Annotated in this window: 15 protein-coding genes; 6 read left to right on the forward strand and 9 right to left on the reverse strand. The window is 61.3% G+C overall.

The genetic code is table 11. From position 1 onward, the window contains the following. Positions 1–17: 17 nt before the first annotated feature. Complete coding sequence (gene trxB, locus HHL09_RS22560) at positions 18–944, forward strand: thioredoxin-disulfide reductase (protein WP_169456933.1); 927 nt, start codon at positions 18–20, stop codon at positions 942–944. Between the two features lie 119 nt (positions 945–1063). Here trxB and HHL09_RS22565 read toward each other — a convergent pair whose 3' ends face one another. The 8 genes from HHL09_RS22565 to HHL09_RS22600 form a co-directional block, all read right to left on the reverse strand. Next, on the reverse strand, positions 1064–2356 hold the full coding sequence (locus tag HHL09_RS22565; RefSeq protein ID WP_169456934.1) for a hypothetical protein: 1293 nt from the start codon (positions 2354–2356) through the stop codon (positions 1064–1066). After that, entirely contained in the window at positions 2326–2625 is a 300-nt protein-coding gene (locus HHL09_RS22570) for a hypothetical protein (RefSeq protein ID WP_169456935.1), read from the reverse strand. The genes HHL09_RS22565 and HHL09_RS22570 overlap by 31 nt, the downstream gene beginning before the upstream one ends. A gap of 187 nt (positions 2626–2812) precedes the next feature. Continuing rightward, complete coding sequence (locus HHL09_RS22575) at positions 2813–3172, reverse strand: hypothetical protein (protein WP_169456936.1); 360 nt, start codon at positions 3170–3172, stop codon at positions 2813–2815. A 14-nt stretch (positions 3173–3186) separates the two neighbouring features. Further along, positions 3187–4461, reverse strand: a complete 1275-nt coding sequence (locus HHL09_RS22580) for a 3-deoxy-D-manno-octulosonic acid transferase (protein WP_169456937.1) — start codon at positions 4459–4461, stop codon at positions 3187–3189. Positions 4462–4471: 10 nt separating this feature from the next. Continuing rightward, positions 4472–5029, reverse strand: coding sequence for a 16S rRNA (guanine(966)-N(2))-methyltransferase RsmD (gene rsmD / locus HHL09_RS22585; RefSeq protein WP_169456938.1), 558 nt, complete (start codon positions 5027–5029; stop codon positions 4472–4474). A 66-nt stretch (positions 5030–5095) separates the two neighbouring features. Continuing rightward, entirely contained in the window at positions 5096–5887 is a 792-nt protein-coding gene (locus HHL09_RS22590) for a hypothetical protein (RefSeq protein ID WP_169456939.1), read from the reverse strand. A gap of 81 nt (positions 5888–5968) precedes the next feature. Continuing rightward, entirely contained in the window at positions 5969–8137 is a 2169-nt protein-coding gene (locus HHL09_RS22595) for a sulfatase family protein (RefSeq protein WP_169456940.1), read from the reverse strand. Positions 8138–8170: 33 nt separating this feature from the next. Beyond that, positions 8171–9313 carry a hypothetical protein gene (locus HHL09_RS22600; protein ID WP_169456941.1) on the reverse strand — a complete coding sequence of 381 codons (1143 nt, stop codon included), beginning with the start codon at positions 9311–9313 and terminating at the stop codon, positions 8171–8173. 86 nt (positions 9314–9399) lie between these two features. Between HHL09_RS22600 and HHL09_RS22605 the strand changes: the two genes are divergently transcribed. Together HHL09_RS22605 and HHL09_RS22610 are read left to right on the forward strand one after the other, a co-directional pair. After that, positions 9400–10548 carry an MGDG synthase family glycosyltransferase gene (locus HHL09_RS22605; RefSeq protein ID WP_169456942.1) on the forward strand — a complete coding sequence of 383 codons (1149 nt, stop codon included), beginning with the start codon at positions 9400–9402 and terminating at the stop codon, positions 10546–10548. Continuing rightward, positions 10545–11144 carry an HAD-IA family hydrolase gene (locus tag HHL09_RS22610; protein ID WP_169456943.1) on the forward strand — a complete coding sequence of 200 codons (600 nt, stop codon included), beginning with the start codon at positions 10545–10547 and terminating at the stop codon, positions 11142–11144. The genes HHL09_RS22605 and HHL09_RS22610 overlap by 4 nt, the downstream gene beginning before the upstream one ends. Before the next feature lie 7 nt (positions 11145–11151). Here the strand turns inward: HHL09_RS22610 and HHL09_RS22615 are convergent, their stop codons facing one another. After that, positions 11152–12228 carry a peroxiredoxin family protein gene (locus tag HHL09_RS22615; protein ID WP_169456944.1) on the reverse strand — a complete coding sequence of 359 codons (1077 nt, stop codon included), beginning with the start codon at positions 12226–12228 and terminating at the stop codon, positions 11152–11154. A 124-nt stretch (positions 12229–12352) separates the two neighbouring features. Between HHL09_RS22615 and gatC the strand changes: the two genes are divergently transcribed. From gatC to rplI, 3 genes are all read left to right on the forward strand, one after another. Then, positions 12353–12646 carry an Asp-tRNA(Asn)/Glu-tRNA(Gln) amidotransferase subunit GatC gene (gatC, locus tag HHL09_RS22620; RefSeq protein WP_169456945.1) on the forward strand — a complete coding sequence of 98 codons (294 nt, stop codon included), beginning with the start codon at positions 12353–12355 and terminating at the stop codon, positions 12644–12646. Between the two features lie 70 nt (positions 12647–12716). After that, positions 12717–14138: an Asp-tRNA(Asn)/Glu-tRNA(Gln) amidotransferase subunit GatA gene (gene gatA, locus HHL09_RS22625; protein ID WP_169456946.1), complete on the forward strand. Its 1422-nt coding sequence runs from the start codon at positions 12717–12719 to the stop codon at positions 14136–14138. 237 nt (positions 14139–14375) lie between these two features. Then, positions 14376–14855 carry a 50S ribosomal protein L9 gene (gene rplI / locus HHL09_RS22630; protein ID WP_169456947.1) on the forward strand — a complete coding sequence of 160 codons (480 nt, stop codon included), beginning with the start codon at positions 14376–14378 and terminating at the stop codon, positions 14853–14855. Positions 14856–15072 lie beyond the last annotated feature (217 nt).

A 15072-nucleotide genomic window follows, 5' to 3' on the forward strand; every position in this document is an offset into this window, starting at 1 on the left:
ACTCCCGCAGAGTAAACATGGAAAACGTCATCATCATCGGCACCGGCTGCGCCGGCTACACCGCCGCCATCTACACCGGCCGCGCCAACCTGAATCCGCTCATGCTCACCGGCACCCAGCCGGGTGGCCAGCTGACCACCACCACCGAGGTGGAGAACTTCCCGGGCTTCCCGGAAGGTATCATGGGTCCGGAGCTGATGATGAACATGCAGAAGCAGGCGGAGAAATTCGGCGCCCGCATCGAATACGCGAACGTCGAATCCGTGGAGAAGCGCGCTGATGGATCCTTCCTGGTGAAGACCTCCTCCGGCGAGCACGAGTCCCACACGGTGATCATCGCTACCGGAGCCGCTCCGAAGCATCTCGGCCTGCCGAATGAAAAGAGTCTCATCGGCCGTGGCCTGACCTCTTGCGCTACCTGTGATGGTGCCTTCTACCGTGATGTGCCGGTGGCTGTGATCGGCGGTGGCGATAGCGCTGCGGAAGAGGCCACCTTCCTGACCCGCTTCGCCAGCACGGTTTACCTGATCCATCGTCGTGATGAATTGCGTGCCTCGAAGATCATGGCGGACCGCGCTCTCGCGAATCCGAAGATCAAGCCGGTGTGGAACTCCACCGTCACCGAATACCTCACCGACGCTGCGGGCGAAGTCCGTGCCGTGAAGCTGCAGAACCTCGTCACGGGTGAGGAGAGCGAGCTTGAGCTGAAGTGCGTCTTCGTCGCGATTGGTCACGTGCCGAACAGCGCCTTCCTCGGAGACCTCGTCGACAAGGATGAGAACGGCTACATCATCCAGAACCCCGGTCGCACCTCGACCAAGACCGAGGGCCTTTTCGCCGCCGGCGACGTCGCCGACCACTACTATCGCCAGGCTGTCACCGCTGCTGGCCAAGGCTGCGCCGCCGCCCTCGAGGCCGAGCGCTACCTGGCAGATCACGAGTGATCACCGCGTTGATCTAACCGAATTTAGAGAGGCGCTGTAGCATGGCTATGGCGCCTTCTTTTTGCTGCCTCGTCCAACTCCAGAAACAACAAGGGCGGCCTTCAGGCCGCCCTCGTCTTTTAATCTTCCTGCACCAGCGAGCTGATCTTGCCGCGCTTCTCAAGGCGTCGTTTCCAGATCAATGCCGGGCCCTTGAGCTGCTTCAGGCGGGTGGGGGACATGCGGCTGATCGAGCGGATCAATTTCGCATGGCTCGGCACTGCGACCTTGGGCTTGCGTGTCCGCTTCCGCTTTTTGCGCTTCTTCTTTTTTGCAGCCTTGGCAGCCGGAGCTTTCTCTTTGTCCTTGGCTGTCGCTGCATTGCCGCCTTGCGGAGCACGGCGGCGCGGGAGCACCAGCGAATCATCCGCGAAAAGCAGCACGTGGCCTTGCGTCAGCAGCCAGAACAGATCCGCGAACCATTCGTTGCCCGGCTCGGTCTGACCTTCCGGCAGCACGCCAGCCCAGAGAGCGGCGAGCTTCTTGTCCGGATTCGCCTCCAGCCAATTCACGATGATGGACGGGCGCTCGGCGAGCACGGCGTCCGTGGTAAGCGGATGCGGGCGGGCCGGACCGGTGAAGAGCTTGCCCTCGCGCTTGAAGACGGAGAGATGCTCGCTTTCCAGCAAACGGCAGATCGCGGGAATCAGGATCGCGGGATGCTTGCGCGCGTGCGATCCGGCGATGCGGACGCAGGCCAGCAGCCCGTGCGACATGTTCTTCGCCGGAATGTCTCCGGGAATCTCCACGCTACGAACTTCATCGAAGACTTCAGGGAACAGGCGCGTCGCGAAATCGCGCTCGATCTCGCTGCGGTCGAAGCGCCATGCGCTGTCATCCCCACCCTTCGGCCGCCAGCGCACTCGCTTGCGCATCGTGTCGAGCCAGGCATTCACCGCCTCCTCGCCGCGCTCGGTTCGCACGCGTGAAGCGTAGACTTCGAAGGGAAGATTCGGGAAACGCTCGCGGTGAATGCGGCGCAGTGTGCTCTGATAAGAATGGAAATTCGGCGGGCCTAGCCACTCGCCGCTCATGCCGCAGCGCGCCACCACTTGGAAATTTCCAGCTGGGGGTTCGGTCTCGGTTTCCTCCGATTCGTAGTATTCAGCAGCTGCTTCCGACTGCCAGAAGTGAGCCACCGCTTCTTCCTTCGTCAGCCACAGCGATTGGTCCTTCTTCGAGACGAAGAGCGAAGGAGCCTTGTCGGAAAGCGTGAACTGCAGGTGATAGCGGTTACGTCCTGCGAGCAGGATCTGTGCGACATCGAAAAGGGAGTAAACACGGGCGACGTGATGGATCTCACGCACGACGAGATGCACGGCTTCCGCCGCGGGCACCAAAGTCACGCGCACGCCTTCCGCCGGCTGTGGCAATTCTCGCGGGCCGAAATCCCGGCCGCCGCCATGACCATGACGACGATCACCGCGATCACGGTCGCGGTCACCTCCACCGCGTTGGCGAAAATCCCCACGGCCACCGCCGCCTCCGCCGCCTCCGCCGCCTCCGCCGCCACGCGAGTCCCTGCGATCACCATCACGGCGGTCGAAGTCACGTCGGCCACGATCTCCGCGATCTCGATCACGCCGCTCGCGCGGTGCTTCTTCTTCGCGGAATTCGGGAGTTTTTTTCGCCGGTGCATCATTCCGTGCCCAGGACGGGCCCAGTTCGAATGCGGACAGCAGGCGCTTGGCCAGCTCATCGGAGGGATCGCTCACGGCGCGGAGACTAGCGAACGTTCTGGAAATGACAAACTCGCCTTACAACATTCTCACGACCGGTTTTGCGCCACTTTTCCGGCCAAACCGGGCCTAACATTTCATCCCGCCCCCTCAGCGGGCGAAAACGTGCGAATCCTTGACCGGTTTGCCGCAATAAAAGCATGCACCGCTCCGGGTATTCGTCTTCCTCCCGCAATGCGGGCAATCGATGGTTTCCGCGCCGATCTTCTCGTCCAGCCGGCCATCGCGACCATCGATTTCTTCCATCTTGGCAATCAGGTGTGCATCGCTCAACCCGGTCTGCTCGCGCACCAGTTCCCACATCGCCTGTGTCGCGAGCATCAGCCGCTCGATCTGGTCATTGCTGGTTGCGGCCCTGTTCTCCTGCCGGGATGCGCGCTCGGCGGCGTCCCGCGCTTCATCGCGTGCTTCCTGGATTTGGTAGTGCTGAACGATATCCCACAAGCTCATCGGTGGGATCTTCGTCAGCCTTCCGTCAGGAGATCAAGGATTCTCCCGGTCGCTCCTGTGTGCCCGCCGAGGACCTTCGCGGCGTTATCGCACATCTGTTCGTAGCGGGCCTTGTCGGAAAGCAGTTCCTTTACCGCGTGAAGCAGTTCCCAGCGGTCGCGGAAACGGATCGCGCCGCCGCTGGCAACCAGTGACGAAGCCAGCGGCTCGAAGTTCTCCATGTGCGGTCCGAAGAGCAGCGGCTTGCGCGCAAGGATCGCCTCCGCAGGATTCTGTCCTCCCGTGCCGAGAATGCTCTTGCCGATGATCACCATCGTCGCATGCGCGGTCCAATCGCGGAGCTCACCGGTACTATCGATCACCAGGCATGCATTCAGCGGATCACGAGGTGAGTGATAGTTCGAACGCAGCACGACCTCGTAGCCTTCGCCTTCCAGCGCGGCACGCACCTCCGCGCGTCGTTCGGCATGGCGGGGGACCACCGCGTAGAGCGCAGGAATGTTATGCAGGACATTGCCCAGCCATCCCTCCTCTTTGCCATGCGTGCTGGCAGCGAGAATGACGGGACGCCCCTTGCCGAAAGGGTCGATCATCGCGGAAAATTCTTCACGCATGGCAGGCATCGCCGCCCCGCCGGGATCGAACTTCGAGCTGCCGGTGACCGTGATCTTTTCGCGTGCCACGCCAAGCGCCTCCCAGCGCGCGATGTCCGATGGCTCTTGCGCGGCCACCGCATCAAGCATGCCGAAGACCGGCTGTACCAGCGAGGCCACCTTCCGATAGCGGCGCTCCGAGCGCGGGGAAAGCCGGGCATTCACCAGACGCACCGGGATGCCCCGCTTCTGGCACTCCAGCAGCAAATGGGGCCACGCCTCACCCTCGACGAGCACGATCTGGCAAGGCTCGAAGCGTCCAAGGTAGCGTCCGACGCAGACTGGAAAATCAAACGGCGCATAAGTCACGCGCACGCCCTCGATCGCAGCCTCCTTCGCGACCGCATGACCTGTGGCGGTGCCGACCGCCACGACGAAGCGCTTGCCCGGCTCCCGGATTTTCCAGGCACGGATCAGCTTCAGCGCGATCATCGTTTCGCCCACGCTCACCGAATGCAGGTGAACCTCGCCGCAGGGCTCGGCCTCCTCCGGCCTTTTGTAGATCGAAAAACGTTCCCGCAGCCCGCTGCCGAAACCTCCGCGGCGGCCCATTCTTACCAGCCAACCCGGCAAAGCGACCAAGAACAGCAGCGGTAACAAGAGGCGGTAGAGCCCGAGGACAAGGCGGAACGGCATCGCGTGCAGGCTAGGAAGGCGTGGCCGGAGCGTAAAGCAGGATGGCACAGCCCCCGTACTCGCGGCGGTCCTCGAGCGTCCAGCCATCGGCTTCGGGGGAGCGTGAAGAAGCGGAGCACTCCCCAATGAAATAGCCACCTTTGGCCAGTCGCTCGCCCAAGGCCGGCTTGGACAGCAGTTCTTTCAGGTGGTCCCTGTCGCCCGGATTCTTGGCATAGGGGGGATCCGCAAAAATCAGATCGTAGCTGCCCGGATCCCGTGACAACCAAGCGTGTACATCCGCCCGGACCACGCGTGCTCCCTGAAGCTTCGATTTCTCCAGATTTTCCCGGATCACCGATTCAGCCTGGCGATGCTCATCCACGAAAACGCAGCTGGCAGCCCCGCGGCTCAAAGCTTCAAGGCCGATCGCCCCGGATCCCGCGAAAAGATCAAGCACATGGGCGTCCTCTATCCTTGATCCAAGGATCGAAAAGATCGCCTGACGGACAAAATCGGTCGTCGGCCGTGCCACGGCCTTTGGTACCTTGATGGCCAGTCGCCCGGCAGTTCCCGCGATGATTCGCACGCTATCTCAGATGCCATGGTCGCCGGGCCTTCGCAAGGAAGAGACCTGAGACCCGGTGAAGATCACTTACTTCTTTTTCGGCTTCGCAGCAGGCTTGGCCGGAGCTGGGGCTGGCTTCGCAGGCGCTGCGGTTGGAGCTGGCTTCTGTTTGATGATGCCCGCTTCTCCCAGCGGGAACCGCACTACCAGACCGCGGTCCAGCAAGCGGGTGCCCTGCGAGGAAACTTCCTGGAGGCGGTAAACGACGAGGCCGTACTTCTTATCGCCGGTCTTGCCGATCGCGATGTTCTCCTTGGTGGTGCCGAGGCCGGTTTGCTCCTCATACTTCCACTCCTGCCCGGACCAAGCTCCCAAGGTGCTGTTGGCGTCGGCATTCACGTCCTCGATGCGCTTGAGCGGGCCGTTCGGTGAGCGGAAGGTGTCATCCTTCACGTCGTAGCGAAGCGTGGAGACAGACTGGGCACCGCCCGTCATGTTGATGTTCCAGCGGCCTTCCTTGTCACTCTTCAATTGAATGGCGACGGCTTCCACCGGCTTGAACTCACGCTTACCCCAGAACTTGAGATACTCGTCGTATTCCTCCTTCGTCAGGCCCAGGCGCTCGTCGTAGGGCAGCGGCACACCCGGCTTGCCGGTCTTCGCGTGCTCGCGGAACCAATCCGCGTTGGCCTTCGAGCTGCGTGCGGTTTCCTCGACCTTCGCGATGTACTTGTCGAGTTCCGGCGGCGGCACCACCACGACGATCTCTCCTTTGATCGGCGTGTCAGGCGGCAGGTAGTCGGCAAGGAGCTTCGGGGCATCAGCCGCGAAGGCGCTGCTGCACACGAGGGCGACGAGAGGGAACTGGACAAATTTCATGAAACGGGTCGTTTGCCGGAGGAGCGGGCGAAAGCATTTCCGCTCCGGGCGGAAACTCAAGCGGCAATCCTGCTTAGCGCGTTACGGTTCGCCCCCGGGGAAGATTTCGGCGATGGCCGTTTCCTCGTGCCGGTCCATCCAGCGCTCCAGCGCAGCCTGCATGGGATGAAGGATTTCCGGCATGTGCCCGGAAAGGTCATCCCGGCAATCCGGGTCCGTCGAGATCCGGAAAAGCCCGTAATGGCGGTTCCCCTCGCTACATGGCGTGCAAACTACCTTCCAATTCCGGGTGCGCAGGCAGCGTTGTTTTGCAATGTTCACCGGCTCGTTGAATTCCGGCTTCATCACGAACTGATGCTTGAAGCCCGGATCGATCATCGTCAGCTCGTCCATCGGCGGCAGCTTCGGCCGGTCCACGCCCGGCACTTTGAATTGGATGAAGGGAAAGCTGGTCTCCCCGTAATACGGGCGGTCTTCCTGCGGAGCGGTGCCATGGATCCGTCCCGCGAAGCTCTTGCCCTCCCACTGCGCCGGCTTCTCCACACCGAGCAGGTCCAGCAGGGTGGGGGATAGATCGATGCTCCGGATCTGATCCGGGAGCGAAGCCGGGGTCGCGCCGGGTACATGCAGCGCCATCGGGATGTGGAAGCAATGGTCGCCACCGTTGAAGCCGAGACCATGGGTCAAGGTCACACCCGGTTCGTAAAGGTCATCACCGTGATCCGCGGTGACGATCACGATCGTGTTCTCCGCCAGGCCGTTCTTTTTCAACGCTGCTTGAATCCGCCCGAAGCAATCGTCGAATTGCCTCGTGCAGCCATCGTAAAGCGCCCGCACCTGGCGGATGTCGGCTTCCGGCAGCGCGCTCATCTTGTCCTCCAGTGAGGTGCCGCTGACGAATTCATTGATGTCGAAGTCGACCTTCGCGAGGTTCCGGCCCTTGTAAGCAGGATCGGTGAAGAGGCGGTTGTAGGGTTGTCCGCAATTATAGGGGAGGTGATTGCAGGAATAAAAGACGTGCCAGAAGAAGGGCCGGCCGGTCTTCGCTTGGTCTGCCAGCTTGTCCTCCACTCGCTTCGTTACCACTTCCGGAGTGACGAATTCCGCGAATGAGGTGATTTGCGGGAAGAGTTTGTACCCCAGCGGATTGTCGAAATAGAGCGGCACCACGAAGTGCGCCATGAAAACCGCCTGGGTCATGTAGATCCGGAAGTTCTCGAAGGTGGATACCAGCTTCTCGTTGAAGCCCAGTGGCATCATTTCATAGAAGCCGGCGCACCAATCTCCGATCGCGGCCGTATCGTAACCCTTCTCGGAGAGCACCGCCGCGATTGGGCGGACCTTTGCTTGGGTTGCTTCCACCTGCTCTTTCCCCGGATACATGTGGCGGATGCCGTTGGTATGCGGATAAGTGGAGCTCATCACGCTTACCGCCGACTCGAGCGTCGACGCCATGGGGACGTAGCATCTTTCGAAGCGGACTGCGTCCTTCGCCCAGCTGTCGATATTCGGGGAAACCCCCGCGGCGGCGGCGCCATCGCTTCGCGAGGGCTTGTAGCCGGTGAAACCAAGCCGATCTCCACGGAGTGAATCGGAGCCCACGATGATCACGTTCAAGGCCTTGCCATTGGGTGCTGTGGCCGTGGCCTCCGTCTTGTGGCGGGCGGGTGCAAAGGCGAATGCCGCGGAAACCAGCACGCCGGCGACGATCACTCCGGCGCGCAGGCGCGGCTTCATTTTCATCAGCCACCACGCGGCGAGCGCGGCAAATGCCAGCAAGGGAAAGGCGGTGAAGACGATTGTCTTGGCGGTAGCCTGCCAAGCGTCCGGTAGCAGGTAAATCATCCCTCGCTGCTCTCCTCCACCGAGGAAATAGGGACGGTTATACTCCAAGCGTGTTTCGAAATACGAATGGATCAATGCGGTCAGGATCAGCGCCGCAAGGGCGATCGCTCCCTTTCCTTGCCATGGCAGCCACCGCCGGATCAGCGATACCAAGGGAGTTACAAGGAGTATCGCGGCGATCCAGAGAATCAGGTAGGCTAGCAAGACCACGACATTCTGGCCGATCAGGTAGGACAGATACTCGCTCTGCGCCAGCTGGCTGAACTTGTTGTCCATTCCGCCGGTGCGGTTGGCCAGGCTCCAAAGGGCCTTGCCATACTGGTAAATTAGGAAAAGCAGGGTCCCACCCGCGACTCCTCCCAAAAGGGGGCGCCATCCCATTGCCGCTGTCTTTGCCTTGCTCACGTGCGGGAAACGCTCGCAGGCGGGCGGCGTGGGTCAAGGCGCGTCCGTCGGGTCCTTCAGGTAGACCCAGCGCGGGGCCACCACCTTCTCGATTACCACGCCTCGCGGCGAACCGGCTTCCGGCAGGAAGCGCAGCCGCAGGATCACCGATGCCGTTTTGCGGGGTGCTCCGGCACAATAGGCCTCCAGAAACTTGGCGATTTCACTATCGGCGGGAGCGTAGCCGAAGAGACGCTCCACGGAATTCTTCGCCCCGATCCGGAAGCAGCGCCATTTCGAGGCATCGGAGAATTCATGGCTGAAGAAGTTGTCCCGCTCCACGGTGACTCGGAAATCGAAGCTCTGGCCCGAAGGGCGACTGGAAACGTAATCGTTCCATGGCATCGGCTGATGGCAGACCTGCGTTTCCCAATCCACCTTTACTTCGGCGTCTCCGGTTTGCTCCAGTAGCAGGTTTTCCGGGGGTGAGTTCTCCACCTCCGCGCGAATCACCCAGAAGGGTTTTCCTTCGATCGTTGCCGGCTGAAACATTGCCAGGCGCCGGAATTTCGAAGCTACCTTTGGTTTGGTCTGCCACTCCTTCTCGATGAGCGGGCGCACCCGCTCCGGCTGGCGGATTAGCGGAACGATGTCTTCGATGGTGTCGGCCGCCAGATAGCTGCGGACCACCTTTTCGACTTCGGCCACGAGATCGCGCGCCGCTGCATCCTTCTGTTCGTCCTTCTCGACCTTTTCCCGCACCGTTTCGTGGGCCGCTGCGACGTTTTTCTCGCCCTTTTTCGTTTGGAGAATCGACCAGAGTCCGGCACCCGCCACGACGAGACCGATCAGCAAGAACCAGCCATAGGGAATGCCGGAAACCCGTTTTTCCTGGCCACCCCAAGGGGTTTCGATCGTCTCCGTGGCCACCTGTTGGTCCAGGATCGCCTCGACTCCCGGTTCTACGCTGCGGCCGTCGAAGTAATCACGGCTCGCGCTTTCAAGACGGGCGGGGGACTCGTTTGGTGCGGGCCGCGGCTCTTGGATCGGCCGGACGGTAGGCGCCTGATCCTGCTGAAGCCGTTGATTCGGAGCCTTCTCCGGTTTTTCCGGCCCTAGGCGCACCACGCCCTCTGCCGGGGTTTCCTCCTGGTCCTCAATGACGCGCAGTTTGGGGGTCGGATCGTGCTCTGGCATGAAAAAAGGGCGTCTGGAGACGAAAGCCGTAAATGCCGTTCGACGCAATGCCCGCCTTTTGCCTAAGAAGCCCGTGACACCTGCTGATGCCTGCACGGATTCTCATTTGCACTGCCGCTTTTGGCGAAGGTCATAATAGCGCGGCGCGGAATCTGGCGCTCGCGCTGGAGGAAGCGGGGGCGGAGGCTCGCGTGACCGATCCCTGCATGCTCGGTGCTCCGGTAAGCACGAAGTGGATCTGCAAGGGCTACCGCCTCGTCACCACCCGCGCACCGCGGCTTTGGTACCGGGTTTATCTGCAGACTGATCAGGTGGATTTTACCAAGCAGCGCATGCCGCTGATGCGGAAGCCCGAGCGGAAGCTTGGCGAACTGGTGGAGACTTGGAAGCCCGATGCCGTGGTGGCGACCTATCCGCTCTATCCCTACTTTCTGGAACGCCTCTTGGAAGGGCATCCGAATCCGCCGAAGATTTTCACGGTCGTCACCGACTCGATCGAGATCAATGCCGCCTGGGTGAAAGCTCCGACCTCGGAGTGGTTGGTTTCCGATCCTTTCACGCGGACCGCCTTGATCAAGGCGGGACTGCCTGCGGAGAGGGTGGTCGATACCGGCTTCCCGGTAAACCCCGCGTTCTCTCGTCTCGATCCGGTTCCTGCGGACGATCCCTGCAAGCCCTTCCGCGTGCTGCATTTCACCACCGGCAGGCGTCTGCAGGTGCGGCGTATCTCGAAGGCGATCCTGAATGCCTCGCCGAATACCGAGATCACCATCATCCTCGGTCGGAACGTCCGCCACCTCTGGCATAAGGCGAAGGAGATCCGCGATGCCTTCCCGGGCCGCGTGAAAATCAAGGGCTGGACCCGCAAGGTGCCCGCGCTGCTCAACAGTCACCACTTGGTCGTAGGCAAGGCCGGCGGCGCGACGGTTCACGAAGCGATTGCCGCCCGCGTCCCCATGCTCGTTCATCACCTCGTGCCCGGGCAGGAAGAGGGGAATCTTAAGCTCCTCGAAGCCATCGGTGCCGGTGGCCTCGCTGAAACTCCGGAAGCTCTCCGCACCGCCGTGGCAGATCTTCTCGCCGACGACGCTGCGCTATGGCGCTCGATGAAGCGCAAGCTTGCCGTCCACGGCCGGAATGCCGGAGCTATCGCCTCCGCACGGCATATCCTCGAAAGGTGCAAGGAATCGCCGGCGAAAGACCAGTCTTCCCAAGTCACGTCCATTCAAGAATGACCTTCCTCTTCGACATCGGCAAAGTGCTCCTCGATTTCCACTTCGAGAGTTCGCTCGCGAAGCTGTTCCCGCCGGAAACTCCGGATGCGGTGGAGCGGTTGATGGTCTTGTTAGAGAAGAAAGACGACTTCGAAAGCGGCCTGATTGAGAACGAGGTCTACATCCCTTGGGCCATCGAGCGAATGGGCGGGGGAATCGAGCACACGCATTTCATCGATGCGTGGCGGAATATCTTCACTCCCGTCGAACCGATGTGGCGGGTGGTGGAAAGCCTCTCCGCGGCGGGTCATCGCTTGATCCTCTTCTCGAACACGAATGGCATCCATTGCCCGTGGATTTTCGAGAATTACGAGATCTTCAAGCACTTCCCGGAAGCCGTGCTTTCCTACGAAGCGAAGTCGATCAAGCCGCACGACGCGATCTATCACCACGCCATCGAGAAGCACGGGCTGAGGCCGGGCGAGACCCTCTACATCGATGATCTCGGCCCGAACATCGAGACGGGCAAGCGCCTCGGCTTCCGCTCCTTTCAATACGATCTTAACGATCATCCTGCCTTCGAGCGTTGGCTCGCGGCGGAAATGATGGAACGCTGAGAAGGGCTTACTTTTCCTCCAGAACCGCTGCCGCCGTCAGCTCCACAAAGGATCCCATCGCGCCCACATAGTGGATTCTGCGATCCCCATCGAGAACATAGGCCAGCGGCCAGCCGGCGACGCGGAATTCCGCGCCCAGCTTGTTCTCCGGGTCTGAGAAATTCGGCCATGCGATCTCGCCGCCGGCCTGCATTGAGCGAAGAACCTCCTTCGAGTCCCGGCTCACACCGACGACTTCGAAAGGCTTGCCTGTGAACCGCTCGCGCATGTTGCGCACCATTTCCAGAAGCAGCTCGTTGTTACCTTCTTCGGAGCGCCAGAAGAGTAGCACCACCACTTTGCCATGGTAGTCGGAAAGCTTCATGGGTTGGCCGCCCGAGCCTACGCCTTGGAGGTCAGGGGCTTGCCTGCCCTTGCTGAGATACTGGATGATGTAGAGCTCGTCTTCCGCCAGCTTCGCCACGGAGACACCGCTGATCTCCACGTCGCTGCTTTCGATGATGGCCTTGCGGAGCATGGTCAGGCGGCGGCGCATCACTTCGGGCTCGTCGCTGAGATTCTTCAGGATCATCGCCACGGAAAGGGCGGCGACCCCTTGGACCTGTTTGTTCGGACTCTCTTTCTCGACGCGCTCGAGGAAGGGGAGGGCACCGCCGTCGTTCGAGGCGACCAAGGCCAGGCAGAGTGGCCCCAAGTCCTTGTTGGCCATGTGATTCTTCAGTATCGCTTCGCGGATCGCGATCGCGGCTTCCGCCATCATCGGCTTCGCATTGCCCACTTCATCCCGGGTCACCAGCTTGCCGGAGTTCCGGAGCAGCCAGGCGGCCGGCTCCAGTGCCCAAGGCTGCGAAAGATTCGGCTGCAGGATGGCCCACATCTTTTTGACAGCGGCTGCGGTATCGGGGCGTTCGAGCGCGATCTTGTTCCGCTCTTCCGCGGTCGGCGCCACATTCAGCTTCAGCACCCACAGCTTGAAATCGCGGTCGTAGTTGCTGCTGATCTCGTGTGCTTGCTCGGCAGGGCCCGCGAAGGCGGGAGCGACGATTGCCACGGCGGCAGGCGCGAGGAGCAGTGAAAAACGCATGGTGGAGACGCTAGCCTTCTCCGCGCAACTGACAAGTCCCCCCTTCGGCGGGTGAACGGAAGGTGCATCCGGGCAATTCCCGCCCTTGCCCCCGCCGGGGCTTTCCTCTCCAATCCGCCCGCGAATGGCCACTGAACACATCGATGTCCGCAAGATCGCCGGCTTGTCCCGGCTGGTACTCAGCGAGGAGGAATGCGCGGTTTTCCAGCGCCAGCTCGATGCCATCCTCGGCCATGTCGAGTCTCTCTCCACCCTGGATGTCTCGGGAATCGAACCCACCTCCTATCCGGCACCGGTCTACGACGTGATGCGGGAGGACGTCCCCGGCGAAAGCCTGCCGCGGGAGTCCGTGCTGGCCAATGCCCCGGACCAAGCGCAGGACCAGATCCGGGTCCCGAAAGTGATCGCCGACGCCTGAAATCCCCGGAGATCGGCCCGAAATACCGTCTTTCGACCTCTGGACTCCGATCTCCGACTTCTCTTTCAAAATGTCCCTTTCCACCTCCACCATTTCCGCCCTGCGGAAGCGCCTCCAAGCCGGGGAAATCACCGCCGTCGATATCGTCGATGACTTGGCCGCCTCGATTTCCGCCCGCGATGGCGAGATCGGTGCCTATCTCTCCTACGATCTGGAAGCCGCCCGTGCCGCCGCTGCGGCTGCCGATCTTTCCTTGCCGCTGGGCGGCATTCCGATCGCCCTGAAAGATAATATCAACGTGCTGGGCCAGCCCTGCACCTGCGGCTCCCGCTTTCTGGAAAGCGGCTATAAGGCACCGTATGACGCCCATGTAAGCGAACGTCTGCGGGCCTCCGGAGCCGTGCTTTTCGGCCGCGCAAACTTGGACGAGTTTGCGATGGGTTCGGCCACGGAGAACTCCGCCCTCCAAAAGACCCGTAACCCGCACGATCTCTCGCGCATCCCCGGTGGTTCCTCCGGTGGCTCCGCTGCCGCAGTCGCCGCGAACCTCGCAATCGCCGCCCTCGGCTCCGATACCGGCGGCTCGATCCGTCAGCCAGCCTCGCACTGCGGGGTGGTGGGGCTGAAGCCCTCCTACGGGCGTGTATCCCGCTACGGCTTGGTCGCTTTCGCGTCTTCTTTGGACCAGATCGGACCCCTCACGAAGAGCGTGGAGGACGCGGCGCTACTGCTTCAAGCGATCGCTGGAAACGATCGTAGGGACTCCACTTGCTTGAATGTGCCGGTTCCTGATTATTCGGAACAATTAAATAAAGGGGTTGCTGGTCTGAAGCTTGGAATTCCTCGCGAGTATTTCGGGGAGGGGATTGATCCCGCCGTTCGCGCCCATGTGGAGGCCGCGGCCAAGCGCTTGCAGGACCAAGGGGCGGAGTTGGTCGACATTTCCCTTCCGCACACCGAACACGCGGTGGCGACCTATTATATCATCGCTCCGGCAGAGGCTTCATCGAACCTCTCCCGCTTCGATGGCATCCGCTATGGCAAGCGTGCCGCCAACCCGGAAGACCTGCTCGATCTTTACGAGCGCTCTCGCGAGGACGGCTTTGGCCCGGAGGTGAAGCGCCGCATCATTCTGGGAACCTACGTTCTGTCCTCCGGCTATTACGACGCCTACTACACCCGCGCCCAGAAGGTCCGCACCCTGATCCGGCGTGATTTCGAGAAGGCCTTCGAGCAGGTGGATGCTATCCTGACCCCCGTGGCCCCGGCTCCGGCTCGGAAGATCGGGGAGTTTGCCGACGATCCGCTCCACGAGTATCTCTCCGACATTTTCACCCTCGCTCCGAACCTTGCCGGTCTCTGCGCTATCTCGGTGCCATGCGGGACGGTTCCGTCGGGCGAGGGGACCGATCTCCCTGTCGGCCTCCAGATTTTGGCCCCGCACTTGGCAGAAGAAAAATTGCTGAGAGTTGCTAAGATGGCCGAGTTGTGAACGCCGGAACGCCGCCCATCCATCACGCTTCCGCCCGACCTTCCGGAGCGATTCCACCTGTTAATTTCCCTGTTTTAACAGGCGTAACAGGCGGGCTGACTTCCTCGGAATTCAGCGTCCAAAGTTGGATGTTCGGTGTTCAACGTTAGCCTTTTCTTTACAAAGCGGCTTTCTTCCCTTGACTCCCGCGCTCTGGAAGCCTACCTCCGCCGCCCCAACGAACGACCCACGACTCTCATGGCCAACGCTCAAGTCATTCTCCGCGAAAAAATCGAAGGTCTCGGTGCCGAAGCCGATGTCGTCAAGGTCCGTGCCGGTTACGCCCGTAACTTCCTGATCCCTCAGGGCAAGGCCTACGAAGCGACCCGCTCGAACCTCCGCCACGTCGAAAACCTCAAGGCCACCCGCGCCAAGCGCGAAGCCGAGGAACTCGAACAGGCCAAGGAACTCGCCAACAAGGTTTCCAAGCTCCGTCCGAAGTTCACGCTCGAACTCGGTCAAGGTGGCAAGGCCTTCGGTTCCGTCACCTCTCTGGACATCCACAAGGAACTCGAAGCCGCCGGCATCAAGCTCGACCGCCACGCGATCGAACTCGAGAAGCCGATCAAGAAGTCCGGCAAGAGCGAAGTGGTCGTCCGCGTCCACCCGGAAGTCAGCACCATCCTCACGATCAACGTCGAAGCCAACGGCGAGATCGCTGAAGAGGAAGAAGCCTGATTCTCTCCTATCGTTTTTCCCAAAAGCGCGGCTCCGGAAGGACCCGCGCTTTTTTGTGTCTGCGCCTTGTGTTCAAGATGGGTGGCTGATCCCGGCTGCTCTCTATCAACAGCTTTCGGTTAGGGCTCAACTTGTGCGCAGGTTGTTCACAATCGCCTCTGTTGACCGAAGGGCACCCGACTCGCTATACAATTCCTCCCTGTCCGACCGGGGCTCG

This window comes from Luteolibacter luteus, assembly GCF_012913485.1.
Taxonomy (GTDB): domain Bacteria; phylum Verrucomicrobiota; class Verrucomicrobiia; order Verrucomicrobiales; family Akkermansiaceae; genus Haloferula; species Haloferula lutea.